We start from the raw sequence: 14,966 nt of genomic DNA, 5'->3' as shown, positions 1-14,966 counted from the left end.
ATGAACAGCAAGAGCAATTTCATGGCTGCGACGCTCGCGCGCACCCTGGCCATTGGCTTGGTCGCCGCGACCCTGGTGTCCGCCCCTGCACAGCAGGCTCTGGCCCAGGCCACGCAGAACGCCAACAGCAGCATCGACCTGTCGGTAGGCCGCGGCCGCCTGATCAGCCTCTCTGCGCCAATGACCGACGTGTTCGTCGCCAACGACGAAGTCGCCGACGTCCAGGTACGTTCGGGCCGTCAGCTCTACGTCTTTGGCAAAAAGCCGGGCGAAACGAGCATTTACGCGACCGATGCCAGCGGCCGGGTGGTCTATTCGACCGTCGCCCGCGTCGGCAACAATATCGAAACGATCGACCAGATGCTGTCGCTGGCCATGCCGGATGCCAAGATTTCGTCGAACACGATGAACGGCTTCGTCCTGTTGACCGGCACCGTCCAGTCGCCCGACGATGCGGCCGAGGCCGAGCGCCTCGTCCAAGCCTTTGTCGGCGACCAGACGAAAGTGCTTTCGCGCCTCCGCACGGCGACTCCCCTGCAGGTCAATCTGCAGGTTCGCATCGCAGAAGTGAACCGTTCGCTCGTCAAGGAAATCAGCGGAAACCTGCTGACGCGTGACAGCGATGGCCCGCTGGGCAACGGCTTCCTGGGCGGCGTATTCGGCGGCCGTACCGCCGGACAGATCCTCTATCCGGGCGAAGGCACGCCGCCGGTCCCGGCCGGTAGCACCAGCTATGGCTTCACGACCCCCAGCGGGACGCGAAGCCTTGCCGGCGCGGGCCGCCTGTTCGGCCTCGACCTGATCGCTTCGCTCGATCTTGGCGAGCGGTCGGGCATGGTCGTCACGCTTGCGCAACCTAACCTGACTGCGATTTCGGGCGAAACCGCCGACTTCCTGGCGGGCGGCGAATTCCCGATCCCGATCCCCGGAAATTTCGCCGGCACCACGATCGAATATCGCAAATATGGCGTCAGCCTGGCTTACACGCCCACGGTGCTTTCGAATGGCCGCATCAGCCTGCGCGTCCGCCCCGAAGTGTCGGAACTGTCGACCGAAGGCGCGATCGAGATGGACGGCTTCCAGATTCCGGCTCTGACGATCCGCCGCGCCGAAACGACGGTCGAGCTCGGCTCGGGCGAAAGCTTCATGATCGCCGGCCTGATGAACAATCGTTCGATCGGGGCGATCGACAAGATGCCCGGCATCGGCGACGTCCCGCTTCTGGGCATGCTGTTCAAATCGGACAGCTTCCGCCGCGGCGAAACCGAGCTTGTTATCGTGGTAACGCCGTATCTGGTGACCCCCGTCTCGGCGAACGACATCAAGCTGCCGACCGACGCGTACCAGGACTCGAACGACCTGAAGCGCCTGTTGCTCAATCAAACGACAGACGGTGTGAGCGGTGGCGAGCGGCCCAAGCCGCGGCTCGACACGACGGTCGGCGATGCCGATCGCCCGCGCGGTGGCAACAGCGATGCTGCCCCCGGGTTCAGCCTGAAAAAGTGACGCGCTGGTAATCAGGAGCATAGTGATGAAAAAAATCGCAACTTTGACCGCCCTGGCACTGGCAACGTCGCTGGCCGGATGCGGAAGTACCGCGCACAGCAACCGTGGCCTGGATTCGGTCCATCAACCACTGGTGCGCAACACCATCTATCAGTTTGACGTTGCCGCTGGCAGCGGCGAACTCGCCCCCAGCGAGCAGGGTCGCCTTCAAGGGTGGCTCGACGCGATGGGCGTTCGTTATGGCGACCGTATCGCAGTCGAGGACCCCTCGACCTATGGCGCCGGCGAAGCGCACGCGACGATACGTACAATGGTCGAGCGTCGCGGGTTGATGCTGACGAATGACGTTCCGGTTACCACCGGCACGATCGCTCCGGGCTATTTGCGCGTCGTCGTGACGCGCGCCACGGCTCATGTGCCGAACTGCCCCGACTGGTCGAGCAAATCGTCGATCAACATCAACAACGCCACGTCGTCCAACTATGGCTGCGCCACGAACAGCAATCTTGCTGCCATGGTCGCCGACCCCAATGATCTGATCAAGGGCGCGACCGCCAAGGAAAACGACCCGAGCGCGGCGACGCGAGCGATCAAAACCTATCGTGAGAAGCCGCCTACGGGTGCCGGCGAACTCAAGGGCCAGGCAACGAGCAACAGCGGAGGCAGCCAGTGAACGCTCCTTTTAAAGCAGCAGGGCTTCGTGACCCCTTCAACGCGTTCGTCTGCGACGACGACACGCTGGAGTTGATCCGCGCCGCGGCGGCCGACATGGGCTGGCCGATCGAGAAGTGCAACAAGGGCGGGCTTCGTAACGCCGTCCAGTCGCTTTCGGTATCGGCAAGCCCGAACATCCTGTTTGTCGATATGTCGGAATCGGGTGACCCGATCAACGACATCAACGCCCTGGCCGAAGTTTGCGAACCCGGCACGGTCGTGATCGCGGCCGGCCAGGTCAACGATGTCCGGCTGTACCGCGACCTTCTGTCCAGCGGCATCCAGGACTATCTGCTCAAGCCGCTGTCGCTCGACCAGGTCCGCGAGTCGCTGACCATGGCACAGACGATGCTTTCGGCGCCCAAGCACGCTGACATGCATGACGACAAGCCGCATCACATGATGGCCGTCGTCGGTGTGCGCGGCGGCGTCGGCGCCTCGATGGTGTCGACCTCGCTTGCCTGGGCGATCAGCGAGCAGGCCGAACGCCAGACCGCGCTGCTCGACCTCGACGTACATTTCGGTACCGGCGCGCTGACGCTCGACCTCGAGCCCGGCCGCGGCTTGATCGACGCGATCGACAACCCGAGCCGTATCGATGGCCTGTTCATCGAACGTGCGATGGTGCGCGCCTCGGACAAGCTCAGCCTGCTGTCGGCCGAAGCGCCGATCCATCAGCCGGTCATGACCGACGGATCCGCCTTCTTCCAGCTCGAAGAAGAACTGCGCAACGCGTTCGAGATGACGATCGTCGACATCCCGCGCCAGGTCCTGATCCCCTTCCCGCATCTTGTGTCGGAAGTCGGAACGATCCTGCTGATCAGCGACGTGACGCTCGCTTCGGCCCGCGACACGATCCGTTTGCTTTCGTGGTTCAAGCAGAACGTACCGGGCGCGCGGGTGATCCTCGTCGCAAACAAGTTCCAGACTGCCGTTGGCGAGCTGTCGCGCAAGGAGTTTGAATCGTCGATCGAACGATCGGTCGACATCACCATTCCTTTCGATCCCAAGCTGATCAGCCAGGCTGCCAAACTGGGCAAATCCTATGCCGAAATCTGCAAGGGCACGAAGGCGGCGCAAGTCTGGACCAGCCTGATGCGGCTGGTGCTCGATGGCGCCGACGAAAGCGCCGAGGAAAGCCAGGCCCCGTCGGCCAAGGGCAAGGCGGGCAGCTCGCTGCTCGGAAAGCTCGGCGGTCTCGGTTCGCTGGTGTCCAAAAAGGGCGCGAAATAAGGCGCGCAGTGACCGGCCTCGCCGGTCACTGTCGCACCGTCGATTGAAGCGGACAGAAGGTCGAGCATGAACCTGCAAATGATCCTTATCATCGCCGCCGCCATCGTTGCCCTCGGCATGCTTGCGCTTGCTTTCGCGGGTCCTTCGGTCGGCAAGGCCAAGAGCCGGCGCCTGGCAATGGTTCGCGATCGTCACGCCAATTCGACGGAAGCCGTTGTCGCTGCCCAAATGCGCAGGACAATCGCTGCGACCGGCGGCAGCGCTGGCGGCAATGGCATTTCCAGCCTGGTCCCCCGGCGGGAGCTGATGGAAAAGCGCCTGCGCCGGACGGGCAAGAACTGGAACCTCAGCAAATATGTGTTCATTTGCATGGGGCTGTTTGTGGTGATGACGGGCTCGCTGCTGGTGTTGCGCACCCCGTTCCCGCTCGCCGTGCTCGTGGGCCTGCTGGCCGGTATCTGGTTCCCGCACGCCTATGTCGGACGGCTGATCAAGAAACGCGTCAACGCGTTCACAGCACGCTTTCCGGATGCGATCGATCTGCTCGTCCGCGGTCTGCGGTCCGGCTTGCCGGTCACCGAAACTTTCCAGGTGGTGAGCCACGAACTGCCCGGCCCGGTGGGCGAGGAATTCAAGGGCGTCGTCGAGCGCATTCGCATCGGCAACACCATGGAGGCCGCGCTGCAAGAATCGGCTGAAATGCTCGGCACGCCGGAATTTCAGTTTTTCTGCATCACCATCCAGATTCAGCGCGAAACCGGCGGCAATCTGGCCGAAACGCTGGCCAATCTGTCGGACGTGCTGCGCAAGCGCGCCCAGATGAAGCTGAAGATCAAGGCGATGTCGTCCGAAGCGAAGGCCTCGGCCTATATCGTTGGCGCCCTGCCCTTCTTCGTGTTCGGCATCGTCTGGATGATGAATCCTCAGTATCTTCAGGGCTTCTTCGTCGAGCAGCGGCTTATCGTGACCGGGCTCGGCGGGCTGGGCTGGATGAGCATCGGCGTTTTCATCATGAAAAAAATGATCAGTTTCGAGATCTGAGGGACGCGCGCAGATGAACAGCAATTTCCTCCTCGCTGCCTTCACCGGAGCCGCTACCGGGCCGACGCTGCTCGGTGTCGATGTCATCTGGGTCGCGACGATGATGGCCGCCGTCGGCGTCGGCGCGGTGCTCGTCGCCATTTATGGCGCGATGACCGTCCGCAATCCGATGACGAAGCGCGTCAAGGCACTCAACGAGCGGCGCGAGCAGCTCAAGGCGGGCATCACCGCATCGACCACGAAGCGCCGCGCAAAACTGATCCGCAAGAACCAGCACGCCGACAAGATGCGGTCGGTTCTGGGCAAGCTGCAGGTTCTCCAGGAAAGCCAGATCAAGGATGTGCAGCAAAAGCTCGCACAGGCCGGTATCCGCTCGAAGGATCTTGCCGTTGCGGTCATTTTCGGCCGCCTGGTCCTGCCGATCGTTCTCGGCGGCCTGGCTGCGTTCCTGATCTATTGGGTCGACATGTGGCCCGACCTTTCGACCATGAAGCGCTCGGGCGCGACGATGGCGGCGCTGATCCTTGGCTACAAGGCGCCCGATCTGTTCGTCTCGAACAAGCGGCAAAAGCGCACGGACAAGATCCGCAAGGGCCTTCCCGACGCGCTCGACCTTCTCGTCATCTGCGCCGAAGCCGGCCTGACCGTCGACACCGCCTTTTCGCGTGTCTCGAAAGAATTGGGCCGCGCCTATCCCGAGCTGGGCGAAGAATTCGCCCTGACCTCGATCGAACTCGGCTTTTTGACCGAACGTCGGCAGGCCTTTGAAAACCTGGCCTATCGCGTCAATCTGGAATCGGTGAAGGGCGTTGTCACGACGATGATCCAGACCGAAAAATACGGCACGCCGCTCGCCAGCGCGCTGCGCGTCCTGTCGGCCGAATTCCGCAACGAACGCATGATGCGCGCCGAAGAAAAGGCCGCGCGCCTTCCCGCGATCATGACCGTGCCGCTGATCCTGTTCATTCTGCCGTGCCTGTTCATCGTTATTCTTGGCCCGGCGGCCTGTTCGCTGAGCGACGCGATGTCGGGCGGCAGCTTCGGTGGCAAGCCGTCCTGACGGCAGCGACCAACGCATTTACGAAAGGGGCGGGAGCGATCCCGCCCCTTTTTGTTTCAGGAAACCATCTGCTCGATCGCGCCGAAAATGCTGTGGTGGCGTTCGTCATCCATCCAGATGCGGACGCTATCGCCCTGCTGCATGAAAGGCGTCTTCGCTTCGCCTTGCACGATCGTCTCGACCGTCCGCACTTCGGCAAGGCAGCTATAGCCAAGCCCGCCCTCGCCGATCGACTTGCCCGGACCGCCATCGGCGCCGCGGTTCGAGACGGTGCCCGACCCGATGATCGTGCCTGCGCCCAAGCTCCGCGTTTTCGCGGCGTGCGCGACCAGCTGCCCGAAATCGAAGGTCATATCGACACCGGCATCGGCGCGGCCCAGCGGCTGGCCGTTGAGGTCGACGCAGAGCGTGCCGTGCAGCTTGCCGTCCTTCCAGCGGCCCCCCAGCGCCTCGGGCGTCACGAACACCGGCGACATCGCACTCGACGGCTTCGACTGGAAAAAGCCGAATCCCTTGGCGAGTTCACCCGGAATCAAGCCGCGTAGCGATACGTCGTTGGTCAGACCGATGAGCAGGATATGGTCGCGGGCCGCAACAGCGTCGATGCCCGCGGGTACGTCACCCGTCACGACGACGACTTCGGCCTCCATGTCGCAACCCCACGCCGGGTCGCCAAGCGGGATCGGGTCGCGCGGTGCGAGGAACGCATCGCTGCCCCCCTGATACATCAGCGGGTCATGCCAGAAACTCTCCGGCATTTCGGCGCCGCGCGCCTGCCGGACAAGCGCGACATGGTTCACATAGGCGCTGCCGTCGGCCCATTGATAGGCGCGCGGCAGTGGCGACGCGGCGTCACGCTCGTGAAAGCGTTCCTTCGGGATCGCATCATGGTTGAGATCTTCGGCGAGCGCCGCGAGGCGGGGAGCGGCATAGGCCCAATTGTCGAGCGCGGCCTGCATCGTCGGGACAATCTGGCTGGCGTCGGCGTACCAGGCGAGGTCGTCGGAGACGACGACCATCCGTCCGTCGCGGCCGGCTTTGAGCGAAGCTAGTTTCACATAGGTCCCTTTGTCTGACGATGCCGGTCATCGCCCGAGGCAGGGATGATCAGCGTGGCATCTGGATCGATGCGAAACAGGTAAAGCCGCTCTGCCCCGCCTGCAAGCGCCGGATATACTGCAGATAGGCCTGCGACTGGTCATAGGTCGCGCCAGGCAACGTCTGGCCGCGAAAGGCACGCTTCACTTCCTCACCGGTAAAGGCACGCGCCGACCCCGGAAAAGCGCCTTTCGTTCCCGGCGCCACCAGCTTGCCGTTCGTGTCGATATATTTGCCGGCGCCCGTCGGACCCGGCACCGGAATCTGGCAGTTCATTACCGACACGGCGGTCTGGGCAAAGGCGGGGCGGATCGTCAGGGCGGCCGACACGCCGATCGCGCCAAGCGCCAGCATCTTGCGCCGCGAAGGCACCGCCTCTTCGCTTTCGGCCTGATTTTCGGTCGGGATATCACGATTTTCCATCGCGTCGCGCATAACCCAATGAAGCGGCCGGGAAAAGCGAAAGTCCGCACGCGCCCGCACGCTTCCCGCATTGGGACATTTGCCACACGGACCCTAATCGCCGCGAACGTTCTTGCACGCGTTCGCGCTTCATGCGAGGCGCGCAGGCGATGTTCGACCGTCTTTCGAGCCTTGTCGCCGCGCTGACGCTGGTCGCCATTGCGGCGATCTTTGCCGCGCTGGCCGGCGGCGATGCGCTGACGATCGCGATTCTGGTCGTGGCCGGCGTCGCCGGAGCGGCGATTGTCTATGCCGCGCTGCCGTCCGCGCTGCCCGATCCGCAGGGGCAAGTGGCGGTCGAGCCGCCTCCCGTTTCACTGCTCCGGCATCCCGATTTCGCGCTGTGGGTCGATCAGGAGAAAGAGCCGCTGATCGGCGTCGCCGACAATGTGGTGACGATCGTCAACGATGCGGCAGTCCGCCTGCTTGGGCGCCATATCGTCGGCGCCGATATTCGCACCGCGATCCGCCATCCTGCCGCGACCGAATGGCTGGCACGGATCGGCGACGACGATCCGCTCGAAACGCTCAACCTCGTCGATTTCCCGCGGCCGGGACAACGCTGGACGATGCGGATCGCCGCTCTGTCGGGCAGCGAGCGAATCATTTTCCTGTCCGACCGTTCGGCGATCGACGCCGCCGACCGCATGCGGTCGGACTTCGTGGCCAATGCGAGCCACGAACTGCGCACACCGCTTGCCGCCATCCTGGGCTATGTCGAGACGCTGCAGGAAATGAACGGCGAAGCCGACGGACCCACCCGCCACCGCTTCCTGTCGATCATCGACCGCGAAGCCGGGCGGATGCAGCAGCTTGTCATCGATCTGTTGTCGATCTCGCGCGTCGAGGCCGACCGATTCCGGCGCCCGACGACGCCGGTCGATCTGGCCGCGATCGTTCGCGGTACGATCGCGCAGTTGCAGGACAGCGAAGCAGCGCGGCCGAAGGACATCGTCGCGAGGCTGGGCGAGGAAATACAGCCGGTGCTGGGCGATGAAGCGCAGCTCGCCCAGCTTGCGCACAATGTCATTTCCAACGCGATGAAATATGGTCGGCCGGGGACGCCGGTAACCGTCGAGCTGGCGCGCGAAGGCCAGCGCATCCGCCTGTCGGTCCGCGACGAAGGCGAAGGTATCGCGCCCGACCACCTTCCCCGCCTGACCGAGCGTTTCTATCGCGTCGACGAAGCGCGGAGCCGCTCGGTCGGCGGCACCGGCCTGGGCCTCGCGATCGTCAAGCACATCAGCGAGCGGCATCAGGGCCAGCTCGACATCGAAAGCGAGCTTGGCAAGGGAACGCGCGTGTCGGTGGCGTTCCCGCTGGCGGAGACCCGATAGGCGTCCCGCATGGCTTAAAGCCACAAAAGCCCCGCACGTGCGTATTCAAAATGTGTCCTTTGTGGCTTTAAGCGGCGCCGCATCCTCGCGCCGCTTTAAGCGGCGCCGCATCCTCGCGCAGCACCGCGTTCACGATGTCCATATCGGGGCCGCCGGTGACATCGATCGCGCCGCCGCGCAGGATGCGCACCGTCGTGATGCCGTTGATCGCACGATCCATCGCATAGTCGAACTGCCGCATCCGCCCCGTCGCGATCGCACGGTCCCATGCCGAGGCAAAGCTGTCGGCACCGGGGCGTTCGCGCAGCCGATAAGCCGAGCGGCGACCCATGCCGACGGCGCGCGCCGCCTGTCCGACCGAACCCATCGCTTCCAGCGCGCGGATAAAGTTGGCCTGCGTTTCCGATGTCCAGCCATCGGCGCGGCATCGCTGCTGCTCGACGGGCGTGAAGGCGAGGCAGGTTTCGGCGAGCAGCCGGGCGGGCGGCTGGGGAGCGTGGGTTTCCATCCACCAGTTTGAAGCATGGCGGGATAATGTAGGAAAGCGATTTTATGGATCGACGATTGCGGCGGCTTTGCGACGCGGAGCGGCCATTCTGGCTTCGTCGCCCGCGACCTGATTCGGGGGACGAGCAACCGACGTCGTCATGGATCCCGGATCAAGTCCGGGATGACGATGATGGAGGGGGATGACGATGATGGAGCGGATGACGATGATGGCGAAAGCCGTTTTCGGTCGTTTGCCGTCATCGGCTGCCATTTTTGATATGGCCGGAAGGGAGTGGTTGGCGGACGGGCACCCGAGCCACCATGTTCCCTGGCGAAGGCCGGGGCACCTGACCCACCATGTTCCCCGGCGAAGGCCGGGGTCCAGAGCGTTCGAGGGCCGGCGTTGCGCAAGCACGCTGTGGACCCCGGCTTTCGCCGGGGAGCACGTCAAGATCGTCCGCAATGGGCCGTTAGCCCTCCGTCATGCTGAACTTGTTTCAGGATGACCACAAAAGGAATGGCCTCATTCGGTCGCCGGCCGCCGGTCGATTTTACGAGGCTTCAGCCTAATCGATCCGCTCGAGAAGTTCGGCGAGCCGCCCGAACATCTCGTCGATCTGCGCCTTGTCGACGATCAGTGGCGGCGACAGCGCGATGATGTCGCCGGTCGCGCGGACGAGCAGGCCGGAGTCGAAGGCGGCGTGGAACAATTCCATCGCGCGCCCGGTCGGGGCGCCGGAGCGCGGTTCGAGTTCGATGCCGGCGACGAGGCCGATGGTGCGGATATCGATCACATGGCGCCGCCCCATCAGGCTGTGCGCGGCATCCTCCCAATATCCTCCAAGCTCGATCGCGCGATCGAACAGGCCGTCGCGGGCATAGAGGTCGAGCGTTGCGAGGCCGGCGGCGCTCGCGAGCGGATGCCCCGAATAGGTGTAGCCGTGGAACAGCTCGATGCCGCCGGGCACGCTGTCGATCACCGCATCGTGCAGGTCGCGCTTCACCGCGACCGCGCCCATCGGGACCGCGGCGTTGGTGAGGCCTTTCGCCATCGTGATGATGTCGGGCGTCACGCCCCACTGCCCCGCCGCGGTCGCGCCGCCGACGCGGCCAAAGGCGGTGATCACCTCGTCGAAGATCAGCAGGATGCCGTGCTTGTCGCAGATCTCGCGCAGGCGCTGGAGATAGCCGACCGGCGGCACCAGGACGCCGGTCGATCCCGCCATCGGCTCGACGATCACCGCCGCGATCGTGTCGGCGCCGTGAAGGTCGACGAGGCGCTGGAGATCGTCGGCGAGTTCGGCGCCATGCTGCGGGAAGCCGCGGGTGAAGGCGTTGCGCTCGATATCGTGCGTGTGGCGGATATGATCGACGCCGGGAAGCCCGCCGCCAAAGGCGCGGCGGTTGTTGACGAGCCCGCCGACGCTGATCCCGCCAAAGCCGGTGCCATGATAGCCGCGCTCGCGCCCGATCAACCGCGTGCGCGTCCCCTGTCCCTTCGCGCGCTGGATATTGAGCGCGATTTTCAGTGCAGTATCAACCGATTCGGAACCGCTGTTGGTGAAGAATATCCGGTCGAGCCCCTCGGGCATCAGATCGGCGATGCGCTGCGCCAGTTCGAACGGCAGCGGGTGGCCGAGCTGAAATGTCGGTGCAAAATCGAGCGTTGCGGCCGCCTTTGCGATCGCCTCGGTAATCTCGGCGCGGCAATGGCCGGCGTTGCTGCACCACAGGCCCGATGTGCCGTCGAGAATTTGTCGCCCGTCGCTCGACCGGTAATGCATCCCGTTCGCCGAGACGAGCTGGCGCGGGTTCGCCTTGTACGACCGGTTGGCGGTGAAAGGCATCCAGAAGGACGCCAGAACATCGTTGTCACCCTGCATCACCATAGCACTCCACCGCTTGAACCTTGTCGCAATCTGACGGGCACGCTTCATGCTGGCAATGCCGAAAATGGCCGAAACATGCCCCCTCTGGCGCTCCGCTCAACTTCAGGATAGGCTGCCCTCGCACAAACGGGCCGGCTCCTCGGCCCAATCGGGGGCTCATGTCAGTCAATCTGGAACAATGGATCAGCGACCATAAAATCGACGAAGTCGAATGCATCGTCCCCGACATCAACGGGGTTCAGCGCGGCAAGGTGCTGCCGGCCAAGAAGTTCCTCTCGTCGGTCAAGGACAAGTCGCTGCGCATTCCGGGCAGCGTCTTCATCTGCACGATCGACGGCCATTACCCCGAGGATATCGACGATATCTGGGACAAGGACCCCGACAAGATCCTGATCGCCGACCCGAGCACGATCTGCGTCGCGCCCGGGTTCAAATCGCCGACGGCCTTCGTGATCGCCGACGCGTTCAACGGCGACGGCAGCGAGGTCGACATCGCGCCGCGGACGATCCTGAAAAAGGTGCTGGCGCTTTATGCCGAAAAGGGCTGGCGCCCGATCATCGCGCCCGAAGTCGAATTCTATCTTGTGTCGCAGAATGTCGACCCCGATTTCCCGCTCGTTCCGCCGACCGGCCAGTCGGGACGCAGCGAGACCGCGAGCCAGCCCTATGGGCTGGAGGCGATGAACGAATATGAAGAGATCATCGACCATATCTATGACGACTGCGAGCTGATGGGCCTCGATATCGACACGATGATCCACGAAATGGGTGCTGCGCAGCTCGAGGTGAATTTCGAGCATGGCGACCCGCTGCGGCTCGCCGACGAAGTGTTCCTGTTCAAACGCGTCGTGCGCAACGTTGCCAAGCAGCACGACGTCTATGCGACCTTCATGGCGAACCCGATGGCGGGTCAGCCGGGCAGCGCGATGCACATCCATCAATCGGTGGTCGATGCCGCGAACGGCCGGAATCTGTTTTCGACCGCCAATGGCCGCGATAGTGCGATGTTCCGCAGCTATATCGCCGGGCTGGTGCGCTATATGCCGCAAATCTCGCCTTTATGGGCGCCCAATGTGAACAGCTTCCGCCGCATGCGGCCCGACAGCGCAGCGCCGATCAACGTCCAGTGGGGCGAGGACAACCGGTCGTGCGGCTTTCGCGTGCCGATCTCCGACAAGGCGAACCGCCGGGTCGAAAACCGGCTGCCCGGCGCCGACAGCAATCCCTATCTGGCGATCGCGGCGTCGCTGATCTGCGGCTATATCGGCGTCGTCGACCGCATGGTGCCGGCGAAGGCGATCACAGGCAGCGCATATAACCGCGCTCGCACCTTGCCGCGCACCCTGGAAGCCGCGCTCGATCGGTTCAGTTCGTGCAAGAAGGTCCGCAATCTGCTGGGCGACGATTTCTTCGAAATCTTCTTTGCCGTGAAGGATTATGAGCTGTTCAATTACCAGTCGGTGGTGTCGAGCTGGGAGCGCGAACATCTGTTGATGCGGGTCTGACCCAGCGGCACCCCCCATGACCGATCCGCTCGCCAACAGTTACTATGCCGCGACCGCGCAGGCGTGGCGGCCGCGCGCCTTTGACGGACAGGATTGCAGCTGCGACGTCGCGGTGATCGGCGGCGGCTATACGGGCCTCAGTGCCGCTCTCGCCTGTGCCGAGCGCGGCTTTTCGGTGATCCTGATCGAGCGCGAGCATGTCGGTTTCGGTGCGTCGGGACGCAACGGCGGGCAGCTCATCCCCGGCCTGCGCTGGTCGGCGTCCGAACTGGAGGCCGAATTCGGCCGCGAACGCACCGATGCGCTGTTCGACCTGTGCTGGCGGCAGAACCGGGTGCAAGCGCGGATCGCGAACCATGCGATCGATTGCGACCTGAAGACCGGACATCTGGAAGCGGCGTGGACGGCCAAAGATTTCGGCGCGATGCAACGCGAGGCCGAGTTTCTGGCGACACGCTTTGGCTACCAGAGCGCTGTCGTCGCGAAGCAGGATATGGCGAACCATATCGCCAGCCCGCTGTATCACGGCGGCATCCACGATCCGCAGGGCGGGCATTTCCATCCGCTCGATTATGCGATCGGGCTGGCGAAGGCGGCCGAAGCCGCGGGCGTCCGGATCTGGGAAGGCGAGCGGGCCCATGAGATCACCGACACCGCCGAGGGCCTTGGCGTGATCACGGACCGCGCGCATATCGGCGCGCGCCATGTCATCGACGCGACCGACAGCTGGATCGGCCAGGTCGAGGCTGACCTTGGCCGCTATACCGTGCCGATCATGAATTATAATATCGCGACTGCGCCGCTCGCCAACGCCGACGCGCTGCTGCCGACCGACGCCGCGGTCGCCGACAGCCGGTTCGTGCTCAATTATTTCCGCCTGTCGGCCGACAAGCGCCTGATCTTTGGCGGGGGCGAACGCTATTCGCAGACGCCGCCGCACGACATAGCGGCGTTCGTCCGCCCCTTCATGGCCGAGGTCTTCCCGCAGATCGCCGATGCGCCGATCGCCTATGGGTGGGGCGGAACGGTGGCGGTGACGATGAACCGGCTGCCGCATATCGGACGGCGCGGGAACGTCTTTTTCGCGCATGGCTTTTCGGGCCACGGCGCGATGGTGACGACGCTGGCGGGCGAATTGATCGCCGAAGCCATGGCGGAGACCGCCGAGCGGTTCGACGTGCTCGCCGACCTGCCCTCGCGCCCGTTCCCCGGCGGCAAATGGCTGCGCGGTCCGCTCGCGACGCTTGGGCTGCTCTATTATGCGCTGAAGGACAAGCTGGGGTGATGGCGGCCGGAGCCATTGCCCGAGTTGCCGAGCGCGAGGCCGAGCGCTTTCGCGCCGCCAATCCGCGCGCCTTCGCGCATCATGCCGCAGCAACCGGCTGGTTCCAGTCGGTGCCCTTCCACTGGATGCGCGACTGGCCCAGCCCGGTGCCGATCGTGGCGGCAACGGCAAAGGATGCGGCGCTGACCAGCATCGACGGGCAGCGCTATGACGATTTCTGCCTCGGCGACACGGCGAGCCTGTTCGGCCATTCGCCCGCCGCGCTTGCCGCCGCGCTGGCGCAGCAGGCGCACGAAGGGCTGAGCTATATGCTGCCGACCGAGCGCGGCGCGGCGTTGTCCGAAAAGCTTGCCGCGATGTTCGGCCTGCCGCAGTGGCAGGTCACGACCACCGCGAGCGAAGCCAATCGCGCTGTCATCCGCTGGTGCCGCGGGATCAGCGGCCGGACGAAAATCCTCACCTTCAACGGCGCCTATCACGGCGCGGTCGACGACGCCTTCGTCGATCTGAAGGGCGGCGTGCCGACGATGCGGGCAAGCCTGGTCGGGCAAGTCCATGATCTTCACGGCACGACCACGGTGATCGAGTTCAACGACGGCGACGCGCTGGCAGCCGCGCTGAACGGCGGCGATATCGCGTGCGTCCTCGCCGAGCCGGTGATGACCAACGTCGGCATGGTGCGCGACGCGCCGGGCTTCCTGCACAAACTGCGGGCGCTGTGCGACGAAACCGGGACGCTGCTCGTCTTCGACGAAACCCATACGATCTCGTCGGGCTATGGCGGTCATGGCGTCACGCACGGGCCGAAACCCGACCTGATGGTCGTCGGCAAATCGATCGGCGGCGGTGTCCCCTGCGCGGTTTACGGCTTTTCGGCAGCTGTCGCCGAGCGCATGGCAGCGCTCAACGCCTTGCGTCCCGACGGGCACAGCGGCATCGGCACGACGCTGTCAGCCAACGCGCTCGCCATCACCGCGATGGATGCGATGCTGTCGGACGTCATCACCCCCGCAGCCTACGACCTCATGCTATGCGGCGCCGCGCGGCTGGTGGCCGGGTTGGAGCAGGAAATTGCGGCCGCCGGTCTCGACTGGCACGTCACCCAAGTCGGTGCGCGCGTCGAGTTTCTGACCTGCCCCACCCCGCCCCGGAACGGCGGCGAGGCTAAGTCGGCCATGCATCCCGAGCTGGAGGCGGCGATCCACCTGTTCCTCGCCAATCGCGGAATTTTGCTGGCGCCGTTTCACAATATGATGTTGGTGAGCCCGGTTACCGGCGACGATCAGATCGACCGGCTGGTCGGCGCCTTCGCCGACTGCGCGAGCGTGTTGAAGGAGTAGAGGGGCG

Annotated in this window: 14 protein-coding genes; 9 read left to right on the top strand and 5 right to left on the bottom strand. The window is 64.4% G+C overall.

Annotation, left to right across the window (positions count from 1 at the left end; all coding sequences use genetic code 11):
• From ACO055_RS01850 to ACO055_RS01830, 5 genes are all read left to right on the top strand, one after another.
• Nucleotides 1-1,506 carry a type II and III secretion system protein family protein gene (locus ACO055_RS01850; protein ID WP_422060911.1) on the top strand — a complete coding sequence of 502 codons (1,506 nt, stop codon included), beginning with the start codon at nucleotides 1-3 and terminating at the stop codon, nucleotides 1,504-1,506.
• A 25-nt stretch (nucleotides 1,507-1,531) separates the two neighbouring features.
• On the top strand, nucleotides 1,532-2,179 hold the full coding sequence (locus ACO055_RS01845) for a CpaD family pilus assembly protein (protein ID WP_422060910.1): 648 nt from the start codon (nucleotides 1,532-1,534) through the stop codon (nucleotides 2,177-2,179).
• Nucleotides 2,176-3,453: a pilus assembly protein CpaE gene (locus ACO055_RS01840; protein WP_422060909.1), complete on the top strand. Its 1,278-nt coding sequence runs from the start codon at nucleotides 2,176-2,178 to the stop codon at nucleotides 3,451-3,453. Before ACO055_RS01845 ends, ACO055_RS01840 begins: the two co-directional genes overlap by 4 nt.
• A 66-nt stretch (nucleotides 3,454-3,519) precedes the next feature.
• Entirely contained in the window at nucleotides 3,520-4,494 is a 975-nt protein-coding gene (locus ACO055_RS01835; protein ID WP_422060908.1) for a type II secretion system F family protein, read from the top strand.
• Between the two features lie 13 nt (nucleotides 4,495-4,507).
• Nucleotides 4,508-5,554 (top strand): type II secretion system F family protein, encoded by a 1,047-nt coding sequence (locus ACO055_RS01830; RefSeq protein WP_422060907.1) that lies wholly within the window; start codon nucleotides 4,508-4,510, stop codon nucleotides 5,552-5,554.
• Nucleotides 5,555-5,610: 56 nt separating this feature from the next.
• Here the strand turns inward: ACO055_RS01830 and ACO055_RS01825 are convergent, their stop codons facing one another.
• Nucleotides 5,611-6,612 (bottom strand): fumarylacetoacetate hydrolase family protein, encoded by a 1,002-nt coding sequence (locus tag ACO055_RS01825; RefSeq protein ID WP_422060906.1) that lies wholly within the window; start codon nucleotides 6,610-6,612, stop codon nucleotides 5,611-5,613.
• A 49-nt stretch (nucleotides 6,613-6,661) separates the two neighbouring features.
• Nucleotides 6,662-7,075 carry a hypothetical protein gene (locus ACO055_RS01820; protein ID WP_422060905.1) on the bottom strand — a complete coding sequence of 138 codons (414 nt, stop codon included), beginning with the start codon at nucleotides 7,073-7,075 and terminating at the stop codon, nucleotides 6,662-6,664.
• A gap of 149 nt (nucleotides 7,076-7,224) precedes the next feature.
• Between ACO055_RS01820 and ACO055_RS01815 the strand changes: the two genes are divergently transcribed.
• The gene (locus ACO055_RS01815) at nucleotides 7,225-8,451 is read left to right on the top strand and encodes an ATP-binding protein (RefSeq protein ID WP_422060904.1); all 1,227 of its coding nucleotides are present in this window, start codon (nucleotides 7,225-7,227) and stop codon (nucleotides 8,449-8,451) included.
• A 67-nt stretch (nucleotides 8,452-8,518) separates the two neighbouring features.
• Here the strand turns inward: ACO055_RS01815 and ACO055_RS01810 are convergent, their stop codons facing one another.
• The 3 genes from ACO055_RS01810 to ACO055_RS01800 form a co-directional block, all read right to left on the bottom strand.
• Entirely contained in the window at nucleotides 8,519-8,959 is a 441-nt protein-coding gene (locus ACO055_RS01810; protein WP_422060903.1) for a hypothetical protein, read from the bottom strand.
• Between the two features lie 42 nt (nucleotides 8,960-9,001).
• The gene (locus ACO055_RS01805) at nucleotides 9,002-9,211 is read right to left on the bottom strand and encodes a hypothetical protein (protein WP_422060902.1); all 210 of its coding nucleotides are present in this window, start codon (nucleotides 9,209-9,211) and stop codon (nucleotides 9,002-9,004) included.
• Between the two features lie 295 nt (nucleotides 9,212-9,506).
• The gene (locus tag ACO055_RS01800) at nucleotides 9,507-10,829 is read right to left on the bottom strand and encodes an aspartate aminotransferase family protein (RefSeq protein WP_422060901.1); all 1,323 of its coding nucleotides are present in this window, start codon (nucleotides 10,827-10,829) and stop codon (nucleotides 9,507-9,509) included.
• A 158-nt stretch (nucleotides 10,830-10,987) separates the two neighbouring features.
• Here ACO055_RS01800 and ACO055_RS01795 point away from each other — a divergent pair, with 158 nt between their 5' ends.
• The 3 genes from ACO055_RS01795 to ACO055_RS01785 are packed head-to-tail and all read left to right on the top strand — an operon-like array spanning nucleotide 10,988 to nucleotide 14,959.
• Nucleotides 10,988-12,334 carry a glutamine synthetase family protein gene (locus ACO055_RS01795; protein ID WP_422060900.1) on the top strand — a complete coding sequence of 449 codons (1,347 nt, stop codon included), beginning with the start codon at nucleotides 10,988-10,990 and terminating at the stop codon, nucleotides 12,332-12,334.
• A gap of 16 nt (nucleotides 12,335-12,350) precedes the next feature.
• Nucleotides 12,351-13,619 carry an NAD(P)/FAD-dependent oxidoreductase gene (locus ACO055_RS01790; RefSeq protein WP_422060899.1) on the top strand — a complete coding sequence of 423 codons (1,269 nt, stop codon included), beginning with the start codon at nucleotides 12,351-12,353 and terminating at the stop codon, nucleotides 13,617-13,619.
• A complete protein-coding gene (locus tag ACO055_RS01785) occupies nucleotides 13,619-14,959 on the top strand; it encodes an aspartate aminotransferase family protein (RefSeq protein WP_422060898.1) in 1,341 nt (446 codons plus the stop codon). The genes ACO055_RS01790 and ACO055_RS01785 overlap by 1 nt, the downstream gene beginning before the upstream one ends.
• Nucleotides 14,960-14,966: the final 7 nt, after the last annotated feature.

The sequence above is a fragment of the Sphingopyxis sp. genome, assembly GCF_965227415.1.
Classification (GTDB): domain Bacteria; phylum Pseudomonadota; class Alphaproteobacteria; order Sphingomonadales; family Sphingomonadaceae; genus Sphingopyxis.
Note: the sequence above shows the minus strand (reverse complement) of the source record. Positions and strands in the feature narration are given on the sequence as shown.